A 15,334-nucleotide genomic window follows, 5' to 3' on the forward strand; every position below is an offset into this window, starting at 1 on the left:
TTGTGAGGAAGCTTCCTTGAACATCGGGTTGTATGTCGTCTTTTGTGCCATAACCCCCCATGCGATACGGGCCATCTTGTTGGCCAGTGCGACGGCAACGAGCTTGAAAGGTTTTTTAGCCAAAAGCGATCGAGCCCATATGGCAAGCGGCGTGTTGGTTTTGCCTGACTTGATGCTGTAGAGGGCTGCATGGGCGCCAACAACAAGCAACTTTCGTAAATGCCGGTTTCCCATTTTTGTGATCCGGCCCAGTCGAGGTTTGCCGCCCGTTGAGTGCTGCCGGGGAACCAGGCCCAGATACGCTGCAAACTCCCGTCCGCATTTGAATAGGCTGGCATCCGGAATGCTGGCCGAAAGGCTGGAGGCGACAATCGGACCAATACCGGGAATGGTCGCGAGGCGCACACTCACCTCGCTTCTGCGATGGGCTATGAGAATGGCTTTACTCAGTTTGCTAATTTGTGTGTCTAAATCGAGCAATGCTTTCGCCAACGGCAGAAGTGCCGAGCGGGCGCTCACGCTAAGATCATCATTATCTTCTTCAAGAATAATGGTAATGAGAAGATGAACATTACGGGCACCTTGAGAAACGACCATCCCAAATTCAGCAAAATGCCCGCGTATGGCATTAATCAAAGCCGTGCGTTGCGAGACCAGCAGTTCCCGGGCACTGTGCAGCATCAGTGTTGCTTGTTGTTCTTCGCTCTTAACAGGGACAAAGCGTATGGAGGGCCTTGTGACAGCCTCGCAAATGGCGGCGGCATCAGCAGCATCGTTTTTCTGGCGGCGCAAATAGGGTTTTACATAAGCAGGCAGTATCAGCCGAACGTCATGGCCTGATGAGATCAACGTTCGAGCCGGTGCTGTCAGACTAATGCGACCTCGTCTCCGTATGGCGTAAATTTGCATAACGGTGCCCCTACTATGCCGCACTAAGTTGCCGCCACTCGACCAATGCGGCATTTCTTTGAAGCTTGAAGGTTTCTCTGTTGTTTAGGTGGCGTTCATGGTTGAAGTGGTTATGGAATGATGAGTGGATTGAGACGAATTTCTGTAAACTTTGCTAGCGCCTGAATTTCAGCATCGCTTGCTCTCTTCGTCGGAATGGGAGATGGGAATTTTCACAACGATTGTTCTTCCAATGGCCAACCTCTTGTACTTCAGTGTTTCCGATGGTCTTCATTGCGGCACGGTAAGAACGTAATCTGTCCGTTACAATCACATGCAGCTTTCCGTACCGCTTCATGATTTTCCTAAGGAATACCAGAGCTGCCTTGCGATCGCGGCGCCTGGAAACAAAGGTTTCCAGCACTTCTCCCTCGTGATCGACGGCCCGCCACAGATAGTGTGTTTCACCATTGATCTTCACAAATACTTCGTCCAGATGCCATCGCCAGTTGGAGTGATTCCGGGAAGAAGGATGAAGTCGATTCTTTCGGATTTCGCGCGCAAACAGGGGACCAAATCTATTCCACCAATAGCGGACCGTTTCATGACAAATATCAATGCCGCGTTCATGAAGAAGGTCTTCAACGTTACGAAGTGAAAGAGGAAACCTGACGTACATCATAACCGCAATGCGGATAATCTCGGGCGATGTCTTGAAATAGCGAAAGGGGTTCTTTTTCGTCATGCTCGGAGGCTAGTCGACGAGCAAATGAACATCAAACCATTTTCTTCTGACAGTACCATCAGGACACTCACCCGCCTTCTGCCCAAACAGCAGGAGAGGCCAATTGATCTTGCACTTCGTGTCGAGATTCAAGCAAGGCGTGTCGAGCTTCTTCTGCCGATCAAGTTTATCGGAAAGATCAGCGAAAATCTTCATACGGGTGAGCAGGCTATGCCCGATCTGGTTAAGCCAAACCAGTTGCGGCTGACCCTTCCCTGGCGGATGCAGACGCGGGGCGGAAAGACCGACATCCTTGCCGGTGACAGGAATACACCGCAACCGGACCCGTCCCTGATCCGGGCCTTGCGCAGCGCCCATGCGATGCTGGATCGTAGCTCAGGGAAAGGACCCGTCCTGCACTCAGCGCCCACCTCCCCCTGGCGGCGCAATCTTGTCCGTCTGGCTTTTCTGGCGCCCGATATCCAGCAGGCCCTCCTCGACGGGCGGCAGCCGGACCCTCTGACACTGGCCCTATTGATGAAGAACGAGATCCCGCTCCTTTGGTCCGACCAGAGACGCAAGTTCGGGATTGAAAGCACGGATTGAGGTCAGATTAAGCGCCTATCGGAAATTGCCAAATTCACCTGTTAACAGGCTTAAAGCGCCCTGTTAATCGCAATAACAGGGCCTGTTATCTCATTAAATCACCCTGTTATGACGAAAAACAGGAAAGTGATGAAATCCATCCGTAAACTACTGATTTTGCTGGGTGAAATATTTCCTCTTATGCGAATAAGTGCTGATTTTACCCTGTTAACGGCCGTTTTTATAAAAAATTCCCTGTTAACGTCCTGCTCGAACGAAACTCACCCTACCATCAGACGGACAGAGACTGGCGGGCAGATTGGCCCTGAAGAATCGTTATCTGACGGTCCGGAGACGATGCCGAGAAAGGGATTGGCGGCAAAATATCGCCCTGTTACGGGCGGTTACGGGGCCAAGCGAAAACAGAGACGAATTATAAGGGGTGGGTGGCGGTGCTGTCCGACTAATGCGACGTCGTCTCTGTATGTCGCAAAATGGCATAACGGTGCCCCTACTATGCCGCACGAAGTTGCCGCCACTCGACCAGTGCGGCATTTCTTTGAAGCTTGAATGTTTCTCTGTTGTTTAAGTGGCGCTCATGGTTGAAATGGTTATGGAATGATGAGTGGATTGAGACGAACTTCTGCAAACTTCGCCGGCGCCTGAATTTTAGCATCGCGTGCTCTCGTCGCCGGAAAGGAAGATGGGAGTTCTCACAGCGATTGTTCTTCCACCGGCCTGTTTCTTGCGATGCTTCATTTCCAATTACCTTCATCGCGGCACGATAAGAACGCAATCTGTCCGTTACAATCACTTGAAGTTGACCGTAGCGTTTCATTACTTTCTTCAGGAAAACCATTGCTGTCTTACGGTCGCGTCGCTTGGAAACAAAGGCATCCAGAACCTCACCCTCGTGGTCGACGGCACGCCACAGGTAATATGTCTCGCCATTGATCTTCACAAATACTTCGTCCAGTTGCCATCGCCAGTTGGAGTGATTCCGGGAAGAAGGATGAAGTCGCTTCTTTCGGATCTCGCGCGCAAACAGGGGGCCAAATCTATTCCACCAATAGCGGACCGTTTCATGACAAATATCGATGCCCCGTTCATGAAGAAGGTCTTCGACATTTCGTAGAGAAAGCGGAAATCTGACGTACATCATCACCGCCAGGCGGATGATCTCAGGTGACGTTTTGAAATAGCGAAATGGATTATGTTCTGTCATTCAGAGAGAGTAAAAAGCAATAGATTGGGGGACAAGCTATTTTCTTCTGACAGTACCATTGTGGCTCTTTACGCATCGATACCGCGTAAAACATTGGAAGCCGAAATTACGAAAGCAGTTGCAGCTCAGCCATCCAAACCAAGATCACCGTTGCAATCAGGCGGGTGTCCATATACGTCCACACATGACAGCGCCCCCTAGACGCTTACAAGTCTGGCGAATTACCTGTGGCAGGGTTGGCCTTTTCATTTTTAAGAAGATCAAGCGCGACATCGACAATCATGTCTTCCTGGCCGCCGACCATGCGCCGCTTACCCAGTTCCATCAGGATTTCACGCGTATCAACGCCATATGTTTTCGTTGCATTTTCAGCATGGCGCAGGAAGCTGGAGTAAACACCGGCATATCCCAAGCTCAAACTTTCCCGATCCACCCGCACCGGCTGGGTCTGAAGTGGTCGGATGAGATCGTCCGCCGCATCCATCAGCTTGAAAACATCGCATTCGGTCTCAATACCCATCCGGTTAAAAACAGCGATCATGACTTCAAGCGGTGCGTTTCCAGCACCCGCGCCGTTGCCTGCAAGAGATGCATCGACCCGCGTTGCGCCCTCCTGCACCGCAATTACAGAGTTCGCCACACCCAGGCTGAGATTATGGTGACAATGAATGCCAATCTCTGTCTCGGCCTTCAACGACTGCCGAAGCGCTTTTACCCTTTCGGCAACATCATTCATCATCAGAGCACCGGCTGAATCCGTTACATAGACGCATTCCGCACCATAACTTTCCATTAATTTTGCCTGTTCAACAAGCTGGTTTGTTGGAAGCATGTGGGCCATCATCAAAAAGCCGACAGTATCCATCCCCATGTCGCGGGCAGCTTCAATATGTTGCTTTGAGACATCGGCTTCTGTGCAGTGAGTTGCAATCCGAACGGACCGCGCGCCCGCGTCATAAGAGTCCTTCAAATCATGGATCGTACCAATTCCCGGCAGTAACAGGACTGCAACCCGGGCATTCTCCACTGCATCCGCAACGGCCTCAATCCATTCACGATCAGAGTGTTGGCCAAAGCCGTAATTAAAGGATGTCCCGGTCAATCCATCGCCATGACAGATTTCGATCGCATCAACTTTTGCTTCATCCAGCGCCTTCGCAATATTCCGTACTGTTTCTATACCATATTGATGGCGGACGGCATGCATGCCGTCACGAAGAGTGACATCCTGAATATAAAGCTTTCCCTGTTTCGATTTCTGCATGATCATGACACCATCTGTTTCATTTTGGTTTCAACCCAGCGCTCCGCCACTTTGAGAGCCGCTGAAGTCATAATGTCGAGATTACCAGCGTAAGCTGGCAAATAATGCGCGGCACCCTCTACCTCCAGAAAGACGGAAGTCTTCAAGCCCGATGCAAGTCCGATATCCGGAATATTGACGGGGTTATTATCGCCAATCACTTCAAACTGAACTTCCTGCTTGAGGCGGTAACCAGGAACATATTCCTGAACCGTTTCAACCATCTTATGGATACTATCTCGAATAGCATCTTGGTCCCCTCCCTGACTCAGAGCAAAAACCGTATCCCGCATAATCAGGGGCGGCTCGGCGGGATTAAGGACAATAATGGCTTTCCCCCGTTCGGCCCCGCCGACGGATTCAATCCCAGCTCGGGTAGTCTCCGTGAATTCATCTATATTAGCACGAGTGCCCGGCCCGGCCGATTTTGACGAGATCGACGCAACGATTTCACCATACAACAATCGCTCTGTCGCCCGTTTAATCGCATAAACAATCGGAATAGTCGCCTGACCGCCACATGTCACCATGTTCATATTCTTCTCAGCCAAATGTTCATCCATATTGACAGAAGGGATGACATAAGGCCCTAAAGCCGCGGGTGTAAGATCAATAACCTGCTTACCATCCGCACGCAGAACCTTGTCGTGCCGCTCATGGGTTTGTGCCGATGTCGCGTCGAACACCACTTTAATATCCTTATAGCAAGGCAGCTTGAGCAGACCCTCAATTCCCTCATATGTCGTTGCGACACCGAGACGTGCCGCCCGCGACAATCCGTCTGACTCAGGGTCAATTCCGACCATCGCCCCCATTTCCAGAATGTCAGAGGTTCGTTGTATTTTGATCATCAGGTCAGTACCAATGTTGCCCGAACCGATGATTGCCACTTTGGCCTTCATTACTGTTCCTTTTCATATGCGCTTGCTTGAGTTATCCGCTGCGTTCAGCTAGTGGCAAAGGCGGCGCGGAGCGACCCCAGACCTTCAATTCTCGCCTCCACCACATCGCCCGGCTCTACTGGCACCATTGGCCCAAGGGCACCAGACAGGATGATGTCTCCTTTTTTCAGCGGACGGCCAACACCCGCCATTTTTCTCGCCAGCCACAACGCTGCGGTTACAGGGCTTCCGAGGCAGGCAACGCCAGCGCCCATCGAGATCGGCTCACCACGTCGCTCCATGACCATTCCACATAGGCGGACGTCAAATTCACTGAGCTTTCTTGGCTGTTGCCCCAGTACAAACAGACCTGAGGACGCATTATCGGCAATGGTGTCAAGTATACGGATATCCCAATTGGCAACACGGCTCCCAACAATTTCAATCGCAGCAACAGCATAATCAATGGAGGCTATCATGTCTGCCGTTGTCAGCCGCTCTTCATCCAGGTCTTGCGAAAGTGCAAAAGCAACTTCCGCCTCAACTTTGGGCTGGAGCACCCTGCCAACATCTACGGCCTCACCATCAGCCACATCCATATCGGCGAAAAGCATGCCGTAATCCGGCTGATTGACACCCAATTGCATCTGAACCGCCTTTGACGTCAAACCGATTTTACGTCCAACCAATCGTCGCCCTTCGGAAAGCCATTTTTCAGTATTTATTTCCTGCACCTGATAAGCGGCATCAACATCGCCATCAGGTAGAAAGTCACGAATTGGTTCACAGGGAGCGCCTGACAAATAGGATTGGTAAATTGCTTCAGCTGCTTGCTGTATATTCGTTCGATTATTCATTATTATTCCGCATTCCTATTCACAGTTATTTTGGCCAAACGATAGATCTACACTCTCACTATTCAGGGCATTTTCCTGGAGCCCATACTTGGTGAGATCAATCACGTGGGCGTGATTGAAGCCAAATCATAAAAAACTTTGCTAATTCCAGAGTGAAAAGCAACGTACTAATCACCGGTAATCAAGTAGATACCCACAAAACCGAACATTGCCAAAGTGAAGCCGATATTCATTCGCATTACCATTAGCGCTAACATAATTATTTTGCATTAAGTAAAAATTCTTTGAGTTTCCCTTTGGAAATTTTTCCGTTCATCGTCTTGGGTATTTCATCGACAAAATGAATACGTTTAGGACATTCCATGCGAGACAGCTTATTTGAACAATGAATGTTCACTTCTTCTTTGGAAAGCTCCACACCGTCACACAACTTGATTGCGGCCACAATTATTTCACCCCACTCGTCATCTGGAACGCCGAGCACAGCAACCTCTTTGACCGTTGCCAGCTCAGCGATAACAGTTTCAACAGTCGTTGCGAACACATTTACACCACCGGTGATGATCAAAGACTGCTTTCTATCCGTCAGAAACAAATACCCTTCGTCGTCAATGTATCCAATATCATGCGTGCATAACCAACCTCCGGGGAGAAGAACAGCATCAGTGAGGTCCGGCATATTCAGATACCCCTTCATGATGCTATCCCCCTTCAGCCACAAAGTCCCGATCTCTCCTGGCGCCAAAACGTTGCCATTAACGTCCCGGATATTTGCTTCAAAATGCAGGCCAATTTGTCCGGCAGATGACAACAATTCGGGTCTATCTGTAAGTCCACGCAAATGATCACTGTAGCGCAAGTAGCTAACATATCCGCCACTTGCTTCAGTGAGACCATATAATTGAGCAATTTCGCAGTTCAGGGTTTCCATTGTTTCCCGAAGAAGGCGCGGCGTAATCGGTGATGCGCCATATATCATTGTTTTCAATGATGAGATATCGTACTCATGCGCCCTATATTCATCAAGAATACGTTGAAGGACCGTAGGCACTAGGACTGTTCTTGTTACCTTTAATCTTGCGATATCGCTAAGAAAAGTAGAAACATCAAAAACCCCATCAGGAATGACGGTCGTAAATCCATTAGCCAGCCCTGAGGAATGCCCAACAAGAACAACCCAAGACGATTGAGCTGGGCGATAGAAGATATCATCTTTTTCAACCCCGAGAGACAAGGCTGTATTGGTCAGCGCCGTTGCGACGGCGCGCTCTGAAATCATCACCCCTTTGGGCACACCTGTAGTTCCCGACGTATAGGTGTACAGTACGGTTTCATCGCCCGAATATACAACCGCATCAAAATCACCGGATGTGTCAGAAAGCAACGTCTCATAATCCAGAGACAAGCCGTGACCGTCGCCAAATCCGATAACAGTGCAACCAATCTCCTTCAATTCAGCCTCAATCTCCGGTACTTTATCCGCACAGGCGGCGTCCACCAACAGAACCTTAGGGCAGCAATCTTTCAGAATATGAGCCATTTCAGTTGCGGAGTAGCGCCAGTTTATGCCGATGCGAATACCACCTATCTTTATACTAGCAAACCAGTGCTCGTATACTTCCAGCCGTTCATGTGAAAGAATGGCGGTAACGTCACCCCGTCCCATACCGCAAGCCTTCATCACCAAGGCAAGTCGAGACGAACGGGCGTCAATTTCTCTCCAAGTAATGGAACGATTACCCTGCAAGAAAGCCGCTTTGTGCGGTAAATTTCGACTACAAGCCTTAATCATTTCCGGTAGCATCTTCTTGTTCCCTCTTTGTATCTAATTTTTTTACGGTTTCATGAAACTGGCGTTAACTTTATTCAACCAGATGCACCAGCAATAAGCCTTCGTCGGCCACTTCCACAAACACCGAACTCCCCATCAGCACGTGCTTTCTAGAATTTTGATCAACGCGCACAATAACTTCCAACCCTTCAAACAGTCGGACAACTGCCACGTCATACGGTGAAGGGATGCTGTCTTTGTAGGTTCGGTGATACGTCACCAGAGATATTATTTTCCCCATACCATTGGAAACAAAGCTTTCAAACTTATTATCCCAGCAACATGGACATCGTTGATGGAAATAATTAACCGGTATGCCAGTATTTACACATCGGCGAAGAAATAATTTCCCATCTTTTATAGCAATGTTCTGCGTATATGTATGTTGCTCAGCCATGTTCTTTAACCGCGCATCCCTAGAGACGCATACTCCTACTTAAAATTAATGCTGCGTGATATTCATATCGGGCGCCCATCCCCGTGACGACCACGGGACCGTCACCTACTATCTGTGACTTTCCCGCTTCATTTCTTATTTGCACTAGCGCCTCATACACCGGTGTCGCCCCCTGCAGATAAAACCCCGATATCTGCCCTCCTCCCGTATTCATCGGCAAAGCCGCGCCAGCCGACGTGTTGCCCTCAATAACAAAATTCCCAGCCTCTCCGCGGCCACAGAAACCGTAATCCTCGATTTGTTTAAGTCCGAGCACAGAGAAAGGTGCATATACTTCAAATGCCTCAACATCCTTCGGCGAAATGCCCGCTTTCGCATACAAAGAGCGCGCAGCAATGCTTGCGCCAGTTTCCTCTTCAAAGGAGTGACCGCTTATCCTAAAATTGCCGTCATGCCCTTGTGTCGCCGCATGTATGTATGCGGGATGCGCTGCACTGTTGGAAAATTTATCGACACCGGTGACAACAACAGAAAACGCACCGTTGACAGGAAAAGCGCAATCAAGCAACCGAAAGGGTTCTACGACAAACGGCGAATCTAAGTATTCAGCAAACGTTAACGATGAGGTCATGCGTGCATGTTTGTCTCCAGAAGCCCACATACGTGATGCGTTTATGTAAGCATGCAGATGCTCAAGCGAGATGCTACACTCACTCATATATTTTGCGGCGTAAAGCGCAAATGCACCGGTCGCGCCGAACAGGCCTGCGGCACTTTCCATACCTTCAACACCTGATATAGGCATAGCTCTTGAGAAAGCCTGCAGTGAGGTGGTTCCTGGACGCAAAGGCGCATCGGCAAAAACGCAAACCACAGCCGAGCACCGTCCGCTTTCTACGGCCATGGCCGCGACTTCTATCGCCTGCACGAATGAAGTGCCGGACGCGTCAATAGCCGCAACAAATGAAAGATCTTTTAGCGCAAGATCAAGCTGCAGCCGCAACGGCAATTCCGCAGAAGGTAGGATTGGGCTGCGGGCAATAATCATTCCATCCACATCTGCTCCACTCAGTCCGGCATCACTGATTGCAGCCACAGCAGAATCAACAGCGAGTTCACGTGGGCTCTTGACAAATTTACGACTTAGCTCACTCATCCCCATCCCTGTAATCGCAACAATGTTCTGCTTGTTCATCTTATTTCTTCTTCCTCATGGCCACTTCCCTTCCTTTAACAATTTTAACTGGCGGATTATACTCTCTCCGAAGGATCAAGGCTGACTATAATACCGACTTCAAATAGACAATTGCTGTAGACGTAGGGACAAAAGCTCCCCTTAACCCATTAATGCAGGCAGAAATGTCGATATAGAAGGGAATCCGATCAAAAGCGCGACAATGACCATTTCGCAAAGAAAAAACCAAGAGACTTTTTTGAATATCTGGTCCAGCGGAACTTTATCATGCACTTGTGCGTGAACGACAAATACGTTAAGGCCGACCGGTGGTGTAATAAGACTTATCTCGATATATTTGACGACAAGAACACCGGTCCAAATAAGATCCATGTCCAAAGCTTCAAAAATCGGCAGAAATACTGGTAACGTGACCAAAAGAATGCCTAACGGGTCCAAAAAGCAACCTAGGATGAGATAAACTAACGCAGTCACGATCATGGCAATGACTGGGCTTCCTGCCCATTCCTCAGCATAATGCCCCAACTCAACACTTAACCCGGATAATACGATAAATTGTTTAAAAAGAGTTGCTCCGATAGCTATAAAAAATATTTGCGCCGTGACGGTTACCGTTTCTTTCAAACTCGAGAAAATGTCTGATTTTTTACAACCATTAAAGTAACCAATTACCAGAGCGAGTCCTGCACCGACAGCCCCGGCCTCCACGGCAGTCACAAACCCTGAATATATACCGAAGAGGATACCCCCGATCAGTAAAAAAACCGGACTCGTTTTGTAAAGAGAATTCCAACGCTCGGGCCATTGCGGTTTCTCTTTTGCCCTTGGTGCCAAGTGTGGTTTGAAATAGCAAATGACTGTGATAAGAACAGTATAAAGTCCAGCAGTAAGCAGTCCCGGTAGAATACCGGCTAGGAATAGTTTGGATACAGGTACCTTTGCTATTACTCCATATAATATGAATAGAATACTTGGTGGAATTAATGAACCAAGCGTTCCCGAAGCGGCAACGACAGCCGCCGCCAAACCCGGATTATAGCCAGAACGAAGCATTTCGGGGACAGCCAACCGTCCAATAGCGGCTGCCGTCGCCATGCTGGAACCTGATGCAGCGGAAAATAACGCGCAGGCCCAATTTGATGCCATAAGCAAACCACCTGGCACACTATTCAGCCAAAGTCGAGCAGCACTGAAGAGAGCAGCACTGATTCCGGTGTGATACGCTATAGCCCCCATAAACAAAAACATGGGGATTGCAGATATACTCCAACTCGCAACCAAGTCGAACGGAGAATTACTTACAGCGCTAAACGCAACGTTGAAGTTTTTTACCAAGCCGATTCCGATAAATGAAATCAAACCCAGAGACACTGCAATCGGAACACGAAGGGCCAGCACAATCAGTAATCCGGCGACACCAAACCCTCCAATTAATAAATCAGACAAGACGCTTCCCCCTCTGGAACCCCTCCACAAAAATCCTCATATAATGAATGCTATTGTAGGTACGGGGTGGTCACCGTTTATAAGGACTACTTTTTTAAAAAACATTTTCAGATCATCTTCCGACTCTCTGAGTTTATATTCCATTCTTCCAGCCCAAATATTCATCTCGTCAAGGGATTGCACCTGCATCTCAAACAGAGCAAAGTTAACATGTGCCAGATACTCGTTTTCACTGATCCGGTCGATCATCAGGTTAGAGATAATTTTCCGCATCGGCGACCTCGGTTCCTGGCTGTGTCGCGTCCCTGTCTTCAATTGGTTAATACGCGTCGCCAAGCGCGAACGGTTATCGTTTAGAATTGATACGTCCCGGTCCGGCAAAAAATCACCCTCGCCACGCGGGATCCAATAAATCATGTCGTCTTCGAGCAGATTTTCCCACTCATCATAACGGGATTCGTCTGCAAAACGGGCTTCTTTATAGATAAAACGCTCTACTTTCCGGTATTCGTCATCACTGATCACTGAAACGGTTTCATTCATTATTAAATCACCTTCTGGACTGGATTGAAATTTTCTTAAGAATACGACTTAAGAGAACAAAGTACGATAATGTCTCCAGAAGCCCCTATTAGGTGTCTCGTCCGAATAGTGCGATGTTATGGTACCATCTGCAGCAACTGTCTCTCTGCTTTCGCCACGAGACAAGTCCAGCCATCCTGGCGAGCCATGTAGCGCGCGCCATTGCCTGTCTCCAATTACTGCATCATCCGCCAACAAGAATGCAGAAGGGCCAAGGGCTGCCTCGCCCTGACGAAGCATTCTTCTGTTCACCGCATCTGGTGCGCCCTTCAAATACAACGGCGTGTTCCAGTTGATCGACTTACCTGCTGATATGGGCTGAATCACGACCATGCTGACTTCGGCAATGAACAAATTAGGGAAGATATATGTGTGAGGAGGACCCTTTGTAAGAATATCGTTTGCCTCATCCTTTCCGTACGCAGCTTCCATGCTTGAAACATAATCCGGGAAACGATCAGATTCGACACCGAACCAAAACAACGGCTTCGAGTAAGTTTGCCCATACTCAATTTCTGCGTGACCATCCCCCATATCACGAACAAAAGCTTCTAATTTGTCTTCTTCACTTTTCAGAACATTTTCATATTTGTACTGAACCTGGATGCCCCGCGCGAATGAGTCATGGACATGATTGACGTGATATCCATCGGTATTATTTTCAACAAGCATTTTCCAATTTGAGTTGAATATGTGCTTTGTCCATCCACCGAAAAGATCAAGTTCTCCTTCCGGCGATAGATTTGAGGCTCTGTCCAAAGCATGACGACCATTACCCAAATGATCTTCGAGAGATACGGGATTTTTTGCAAAAGTGGCAAACACAAAACCCCGGTAAATCGCAACTTTAGCTTTTCGAAGATCCAATTCCCCCCCTTTGTCACAGTAGCCACCAGAGAAAGGCCGATCGACCAGATCGCCGTCGAGATTAAAAACCCAACCATGATACTGGCACGTTATAGCCCGACGACGTCCCTTCTCTTCCTGGCAGAGCAGGTTGCCTCTATGGGTGCAACGGTTCGTCAAAACGGTTGCTGTAGCGTCTCCGGTCCTGAACATCAGTACAGGTTCGCAGCCAATATGGCGCCGTATATAGTCTCCCCTTTTTGGCACTTCAGAGAGATGCCCGACAAACACCCAACATTCTTGGAAAATTTTATCCATCTCAAGGGCGAAAATATTTGGATCGGTGTATAGAGAACTGTGAATACCGTTATCTTTAATAAGGCCAGAGATATCAGCAGCAGGATTACTGATCGCGCTTATATCATTAGTGGTATAATTCATTTTCTTGATTCCTTATCATATGGCTTCGAAAAGAGAACGCATAAATCGCCCAAATCATTACGATGAAGGCAACAAGCAGGCCAACTGCAGCGACAAGCCTGCTTGGCCAAAGATCAATAAATCCGAATACAATATCGACAACTTCATGGTCATGCCAACTATTGAACAATTTTCGGATTGCACCGGCGGCAAGCACACAGAGATATGACAGCGTCAATATTTGGCCGAAACGGAGCACAACCCTTGAGGCCTTCTCAGAAAGCTTTTGGGTGAAAAAAGTAACGCTTATCAATTCTTCTCCACGGCCGCTCACTAGCAAGCCGATCGGTAGAAACACGATTGCGACCATGTAAAAGTTTGCAATGATTTCTATTGTTCCAAATAAGCTGAACAACTTTAAAAACCTGGACACGACATATACAAGAACATGTCCCGTCATCAACAGAACAACCACGGCCGCCACGACGCAAAGCGCAGTGACGACCCAATTGACTATTTTCTCTCCATGAACTTTCTCTGACAAAACGCTTCCTCCTGAACAGTCAAAATTTTCCTGAAATGACTGCACAACAGCAACCCACACGATAATCTAAGGATGCTAGCATACAATTCACAGGTCTTCAGGCTTGATCTTGCTGAAAACATTGTCCTCCAGGGTCTTCGCGTAGGCAACCGGTGTGACTTCAGGTAAATTGTCAATGATGCCCTTCCACTTTATTAGTAATTTGCGGAAAGTAGCAATTGCTTCTGTAGCTCCTTCAATTTGATTTTCCTCAAAGCGTTTTGCTAGTAAAGCTTCTTCACTTTTCAGAAACTCGGCATAAAGGGCATCAAGTTTCTCATCATCCACTTTAATAAATTTGGTGCCTCTTGCTTCCGCCTCCTTGCGTGTCTTTTCATCCAAATCGACATACCCTTTAACCGCCGCATTCGCGATACCCATCGGTAAGGCATCAATAATCGCCTGCTTTTCAGTCGTCGATAAATCGTTCCATGTGTCCCGGTTCATCGTCATGAAATTGATCGCCGGATAGGCCCCTCTTTCTACTACGAGAACGGACTTAATAGTATCCATTAAGGAATAATTTGTGATCCATGCAATCGGCGCCGTGGCACACTCCACTTGCCCGCCGGTCTGCAATGCCTCGACCATTTCGGCAGAGGTCATATTGACGGCCAAGGCACCCGCGGACTCCGCCCACCTTCCTGCCGTACTAAGACCACGAACACGTCGACCCTTGAGATCATCCAAGGATGTCACTTCCTCACGGCAAATAAAATTGTAATAATTCGTAGTTGAGTAATCCCCCAAGTGTACAAGTCCCCGCTTTTTATAGTCTTCGTTGCACTCAGGGTAAGCGAGATAACACAACTCTAGCGCAGCACCGTTTGCCGCCAACGAACCGGATGCATAAATCATGGCTTGGTTAATGACGTGATAATGAGGAAGCTCATTCACATAAACGAGTGAAATGACCTGCCCCGCTTCAGCCAAACCGTCCTCCACACCTGGACCAATTGCTTTTGCTTTCAGCAGCTCCCCAACAGGTGAGAAGCGAAACGTCAAACTTCCATTGGTTCTTTTCGCCACATCTTCAAAAAACGGTAAAATCGCCTCCTGAGCAACGACATGATTTGACGACGTATATCCTGCGAATGTCAACTCTTTCGCACTTGCAGCCCCAGAGCCAAATCCAACCAAACCAGCTGCCACGATGCTATAAGCTATCTTGCTACGAATACTCATTGAATTCTCCCAATCTTTAAATTCATCATAATTATCCTTTTAAGTACGCCCGCCCCAAACGAGACTTTGCGAATGATCTGTGCCGACCCGCTCTATTGAAGCACGAGACCCCCAACGCTTTAGGTAAAGTCGGATAGCGGTTCTCCGCACTGTCCTCATAACTAGTATATTTCAGTAAATTAAAAATCAAGTAGTTTTTTAACATTGACAGTCATTATTTTTGTTTATATTTTCATATTATGAAATTTATTGCATTATTATACTAATGTGATGATCGAGGAAACCGTGCGTAGCAAATCTCATGCAATCGTGTCCGCGCAAATCCAGATGGAACAGTAATGTTAGAATGCCGATATAATTCTTTCGCTATGCGCACGGACCCGGCT

The 15,334-nt window shown here is 48.1% G+C and carries 14 protein-coding genes and 2 pseudogenes; 2 read left to right on the forward strand and 14 right to left on the reverse strand.

Annotated elements, in window-relative coordinates; genetic code table 11:
• Window positions 1-858: pseudogene (locus MJ770_RS13340) on the reverse strand (IS110 family transposase); the annotation flags it as partial.
• 64 nt (window positions 859-922) lie between these two features.
• Window positions 923-1,633, reverse strand: a pseudogene (locus MJ770_RS13345) (IS6 family transposase).
• Window positions 1,634-1,657: 24 nt separating this feature from the next.
• On the opposite strand from MJ770_RS13345, the gene MJ770_RS13350 reads away from it, so the two are divergent.
• The gene (locus tag MJ770_RS13350; RefSeq protein ID WP_239255245.1) at window positions 1,658-2,218 is read left to right on the forward strand and encodes a hypothetical protein; all 561 of its coding nucleotides are present in this window, start codon (window positions 1,658-1,660) and stop codon (window positions 2,216-2,218) included.
• A 129-nt stretch (window positions 2,219-2,347) separates the two neighbouring features.
• A complete protein-coding gene (locus MJ770_RS13355; RefSeq protein ID WP_239255247.1) occupies window positions 2,348-2,767 on the forward strand; it encodes a hypothetical protein in 420 nt (139 codons plus the stop codon).
• Here MJ770_RS13355 and MJ770_RS13360 read toward each other — a convergent pair.
• The 12 genes from MJ770_RS13360 to MJ770_RS13415 all read right to left on the reverse strand — a co-directional run bounded on the left by MJ770_RS13360 (window position 2,712) and on the right by MJ770_RS13415 (window position 14,948).
• Window positions 2,712-3,422, reverse strand: coding sequence for an IS6 family transposase (locus MJ770_RS13360; RefSeq protein ID WP_239255249.1), 711 nt, complete (start codon window positions 3,420-3,422; stop codon window positions 2,712-2,714). The two genes, MJ770_RS13355 and MJ770_RS13360, sit on opposite strands and share 56 nt — an antisense overlap.
• A 205-nt stretch (window positions 3,423-3,627) precedes the next feature.
• Window positions 3,628-4,686, reverse strand: a complete 1,059-nt coding sequence (gene dmpG, locus MJ770_RS13365) for a 4-hydroxy-2-oxovalerate aldolase (protein WP_445083164.1) — start codon at window positions 4,684-4,686, stop codon at window positions 3,628-3,630.
• A 2-nt stretch (window positions 4,687-4,688) separates the two neighbouring features.
• Window positions 4,689-5,627 carry an acetaldehyde dehydrogenase (acetylating) gene (locus tag MJ770_RS13370; RefSeq protein ID WP_239255251.1) on the reverse strand — a complete coding sequence of 313 codons (939 nt, stop codon included), beginning with the start codon at window positions 5,625-5,627 and terminating at the stop codon, window positions 4,689-4,691.
• A 44-nt stretch (window positions 5,628-5,671) separates the two neighbouring features.
• The gene (locus MJ770_RS13375; RefSeq protein ID WP_239255257.1) at window positions 5,672-6,463 is read right to left on the reverse strand and encodes a 2-keto-4-pentenoate hydratase; all 792 of its coding nucleotides are present in this window, start codon (window positions 6,461-6,463) and stop codon (window positions 5,672-5,674) included.
• A 259-nt stretch (window positions 6,464-6,722) separates the two neighbouring features.
• Window positions 6,723-8,267, reverse strand: a complete 1,545-nt coding sequence (locus MJ770_RS13380) for a class I adenylate-forming enzyme family protein (protein WP_239255259.1) — start codon at window positions 8,265-8,267, stop codon at window positions 6,723-6,725.
• 58 nt (window positions 8,268-8,325) lie between these two features.
• Complete coding sequence (locus MJ770_RS13385; protein ID WP_239255261.1) at window positions 8,326-8,514, reverse strand: hypothetical protein; 189 nt, start codon at window positions 8,512-8,514, stop codon at window positions 8,326-8,328.
• Window positions 8,515-8,710: 196 nt separating this feature from the next.
• The gene (locus MJ770_RS13390) at window positions 8,711-9,886 is read right to left on the reverse strand and encodes a thiolase family protein (protein ID WP_239255263.1); all 1,176 of its coding nucleotides are present in this window, start codon (window positions 9,884-9,886) and stop codon (window positions 8,711-8,713) included.
• Between the two features lie 141 nt (window positions 9,887-10,027).
• Window positions 10,028-11,332 carry a TRAP transporter large permease gene (locus MJ770_RS13395; protein WP_239255265.1) on the reverse strand — a complete coding sequence of 435 codons (1,305 nt, stop codon included), beginning with the start codon at window positions 11,330-11,332 and terminating at the stop codon, window positions 10,028-10,030.
• 36 nt (window positions 11,333-11,368) lie between these two features.
• Window positions 11,369-11,875 carry an aromatic-ring-hydroxylating dioxygenase subunit beta gene (locus MJ770_RS13400; protein ID WP_239255267.1) on the reverse strand — a complete coding sequence of 169 codons (507 nt, stop codon included), beginning with the start codon at window positions 11,873-11,875 and terminating at the stop codon, window positions 11,369-11,371.
• A gap of 48 nt (window positions 11,876-11,923) precedes the next feature.
• Window positions 11,924-13,201, reverse strand: coding sequence for an aromatic ring-hydroxylating oxygenase subunit alpha (locus MJ770_RS13405; RefSeq protein ID WP_239255269.1), 1,278 nt, complete (start codon window positions 13,199-13,201; stop codon window positions 11,924-11,926).
• Window positions 13,185-13,724, reverse strand: coding sequence for a TRAP transporter small permease (locus tag MJ770_RS13410; protein WP_239255271.1), 540 nt, complete (start codon window positions 13,722-13,724; stop codon window positions 13,185-13,187). The genes MJ770_RS13405 and MJ770_RS13410 overlap by 17 nt, the downstream gene beginning before the upstream one ends.
• 87 nt (window positions 13,725-13,811) lie before the next feature.
• Window positions 13,812-14,948 carry a C4-dicarboxylate TRAP transporter substrate-binding protein gene (locus MJ770_RS13415; protein ID WP_239255273.1) on the reverse strand — a complete coding sequence of 379 codons (1,137 nt, stop codon included), beginning with the start codon at window positions 14,946-14,948 and terminating at the stop codon, window positions 13,812-13,814.
• Window positions 14,949-15,334 lie beyond the last annotated feature (386 nt).

This window comes from Candidatus Nitrotoga sp. M5, from assembly GCF_927904885.1.
GTDB lineage: Bacteria > Pseudomonadota > Gammaproteobacteria > Burkholderiales > Gallionellaceae > Nitrotoga.

Coding starts and splice junctions, on each gene's coding strand:
- MJ770_RS13350 (WP_239255245.1), top strand. CDS start 1,658: ATGAACATCAAACCATTTTCTTCTGACAGTACCATCAGGACACTCACC.
- MJ770_RS13355 (WP_239255247.1), top strand. CDS start 2,348: ATGAAATCCATCCGTAAACTACTGATTTTGCTGGGTGAAATATTTCCT.
- MJ770_RS13360 (WP_239255249.1), bottom strand. CDS start 3,422: ATGACAGAACATAATCCATTTCGCTATTTCAAAACGTCACCTGAGATC.
- dmpG (WP_445083164.1), bottom strand. CDS start 4,686: ATGCAGAAATCGAAACAGGGAAAGCTTTATATTCAGGATGTCACTCTT.
- MJ770_RS13370 (WP_239255251.1), bottom strand. CDS start 5,627: ATGAAGGCCAAAGTGGCAATCATCGGTTCGGGCAACATTGGTACTGAC.
- MJ770_RS13375 (WP_239255257.1), bottom strand. CDS start 6,463: ATGAATAATCGAACGAATATACAGCAAGCAGCTGAAGCAATTTACCAA.
- MJ770_RS13380 (WP_239255259.1), bottom strand. CDS start 8,267: ATGCTACCGGAAATGATTAAGGCTTGTAGTCGAAATTTACCGCACAAA.
- MJ770_RS13390 (WP_239255263.1), bottom strand. CDS start 9,886: ATGAACAAGCAGAACATTGTTGCGATTACAGGGATGGGGATGAGTGAG.
- MJ770_RS13400 (WP_239255267.1), bottom strand. CDS start 11,875: ATGAATGAAACCGTTTCAGTGATCAGTGATGACGAATACCGGAAAGTA.
- MJ770_RS13405 (WP_239255269.1), bottom strand. CDS start 13,201: ATGAATTATACCACTAATGATATAAGCGCGATCAGTAATCCTGCTGCT.
- MJ770_RS13415 (WP_239255273.1), bottom strand. CDS start 14,948: ATGAGTATTCGTAGCAAGATAGCTTATAGCATCGTGGCAGCTGGTTTG.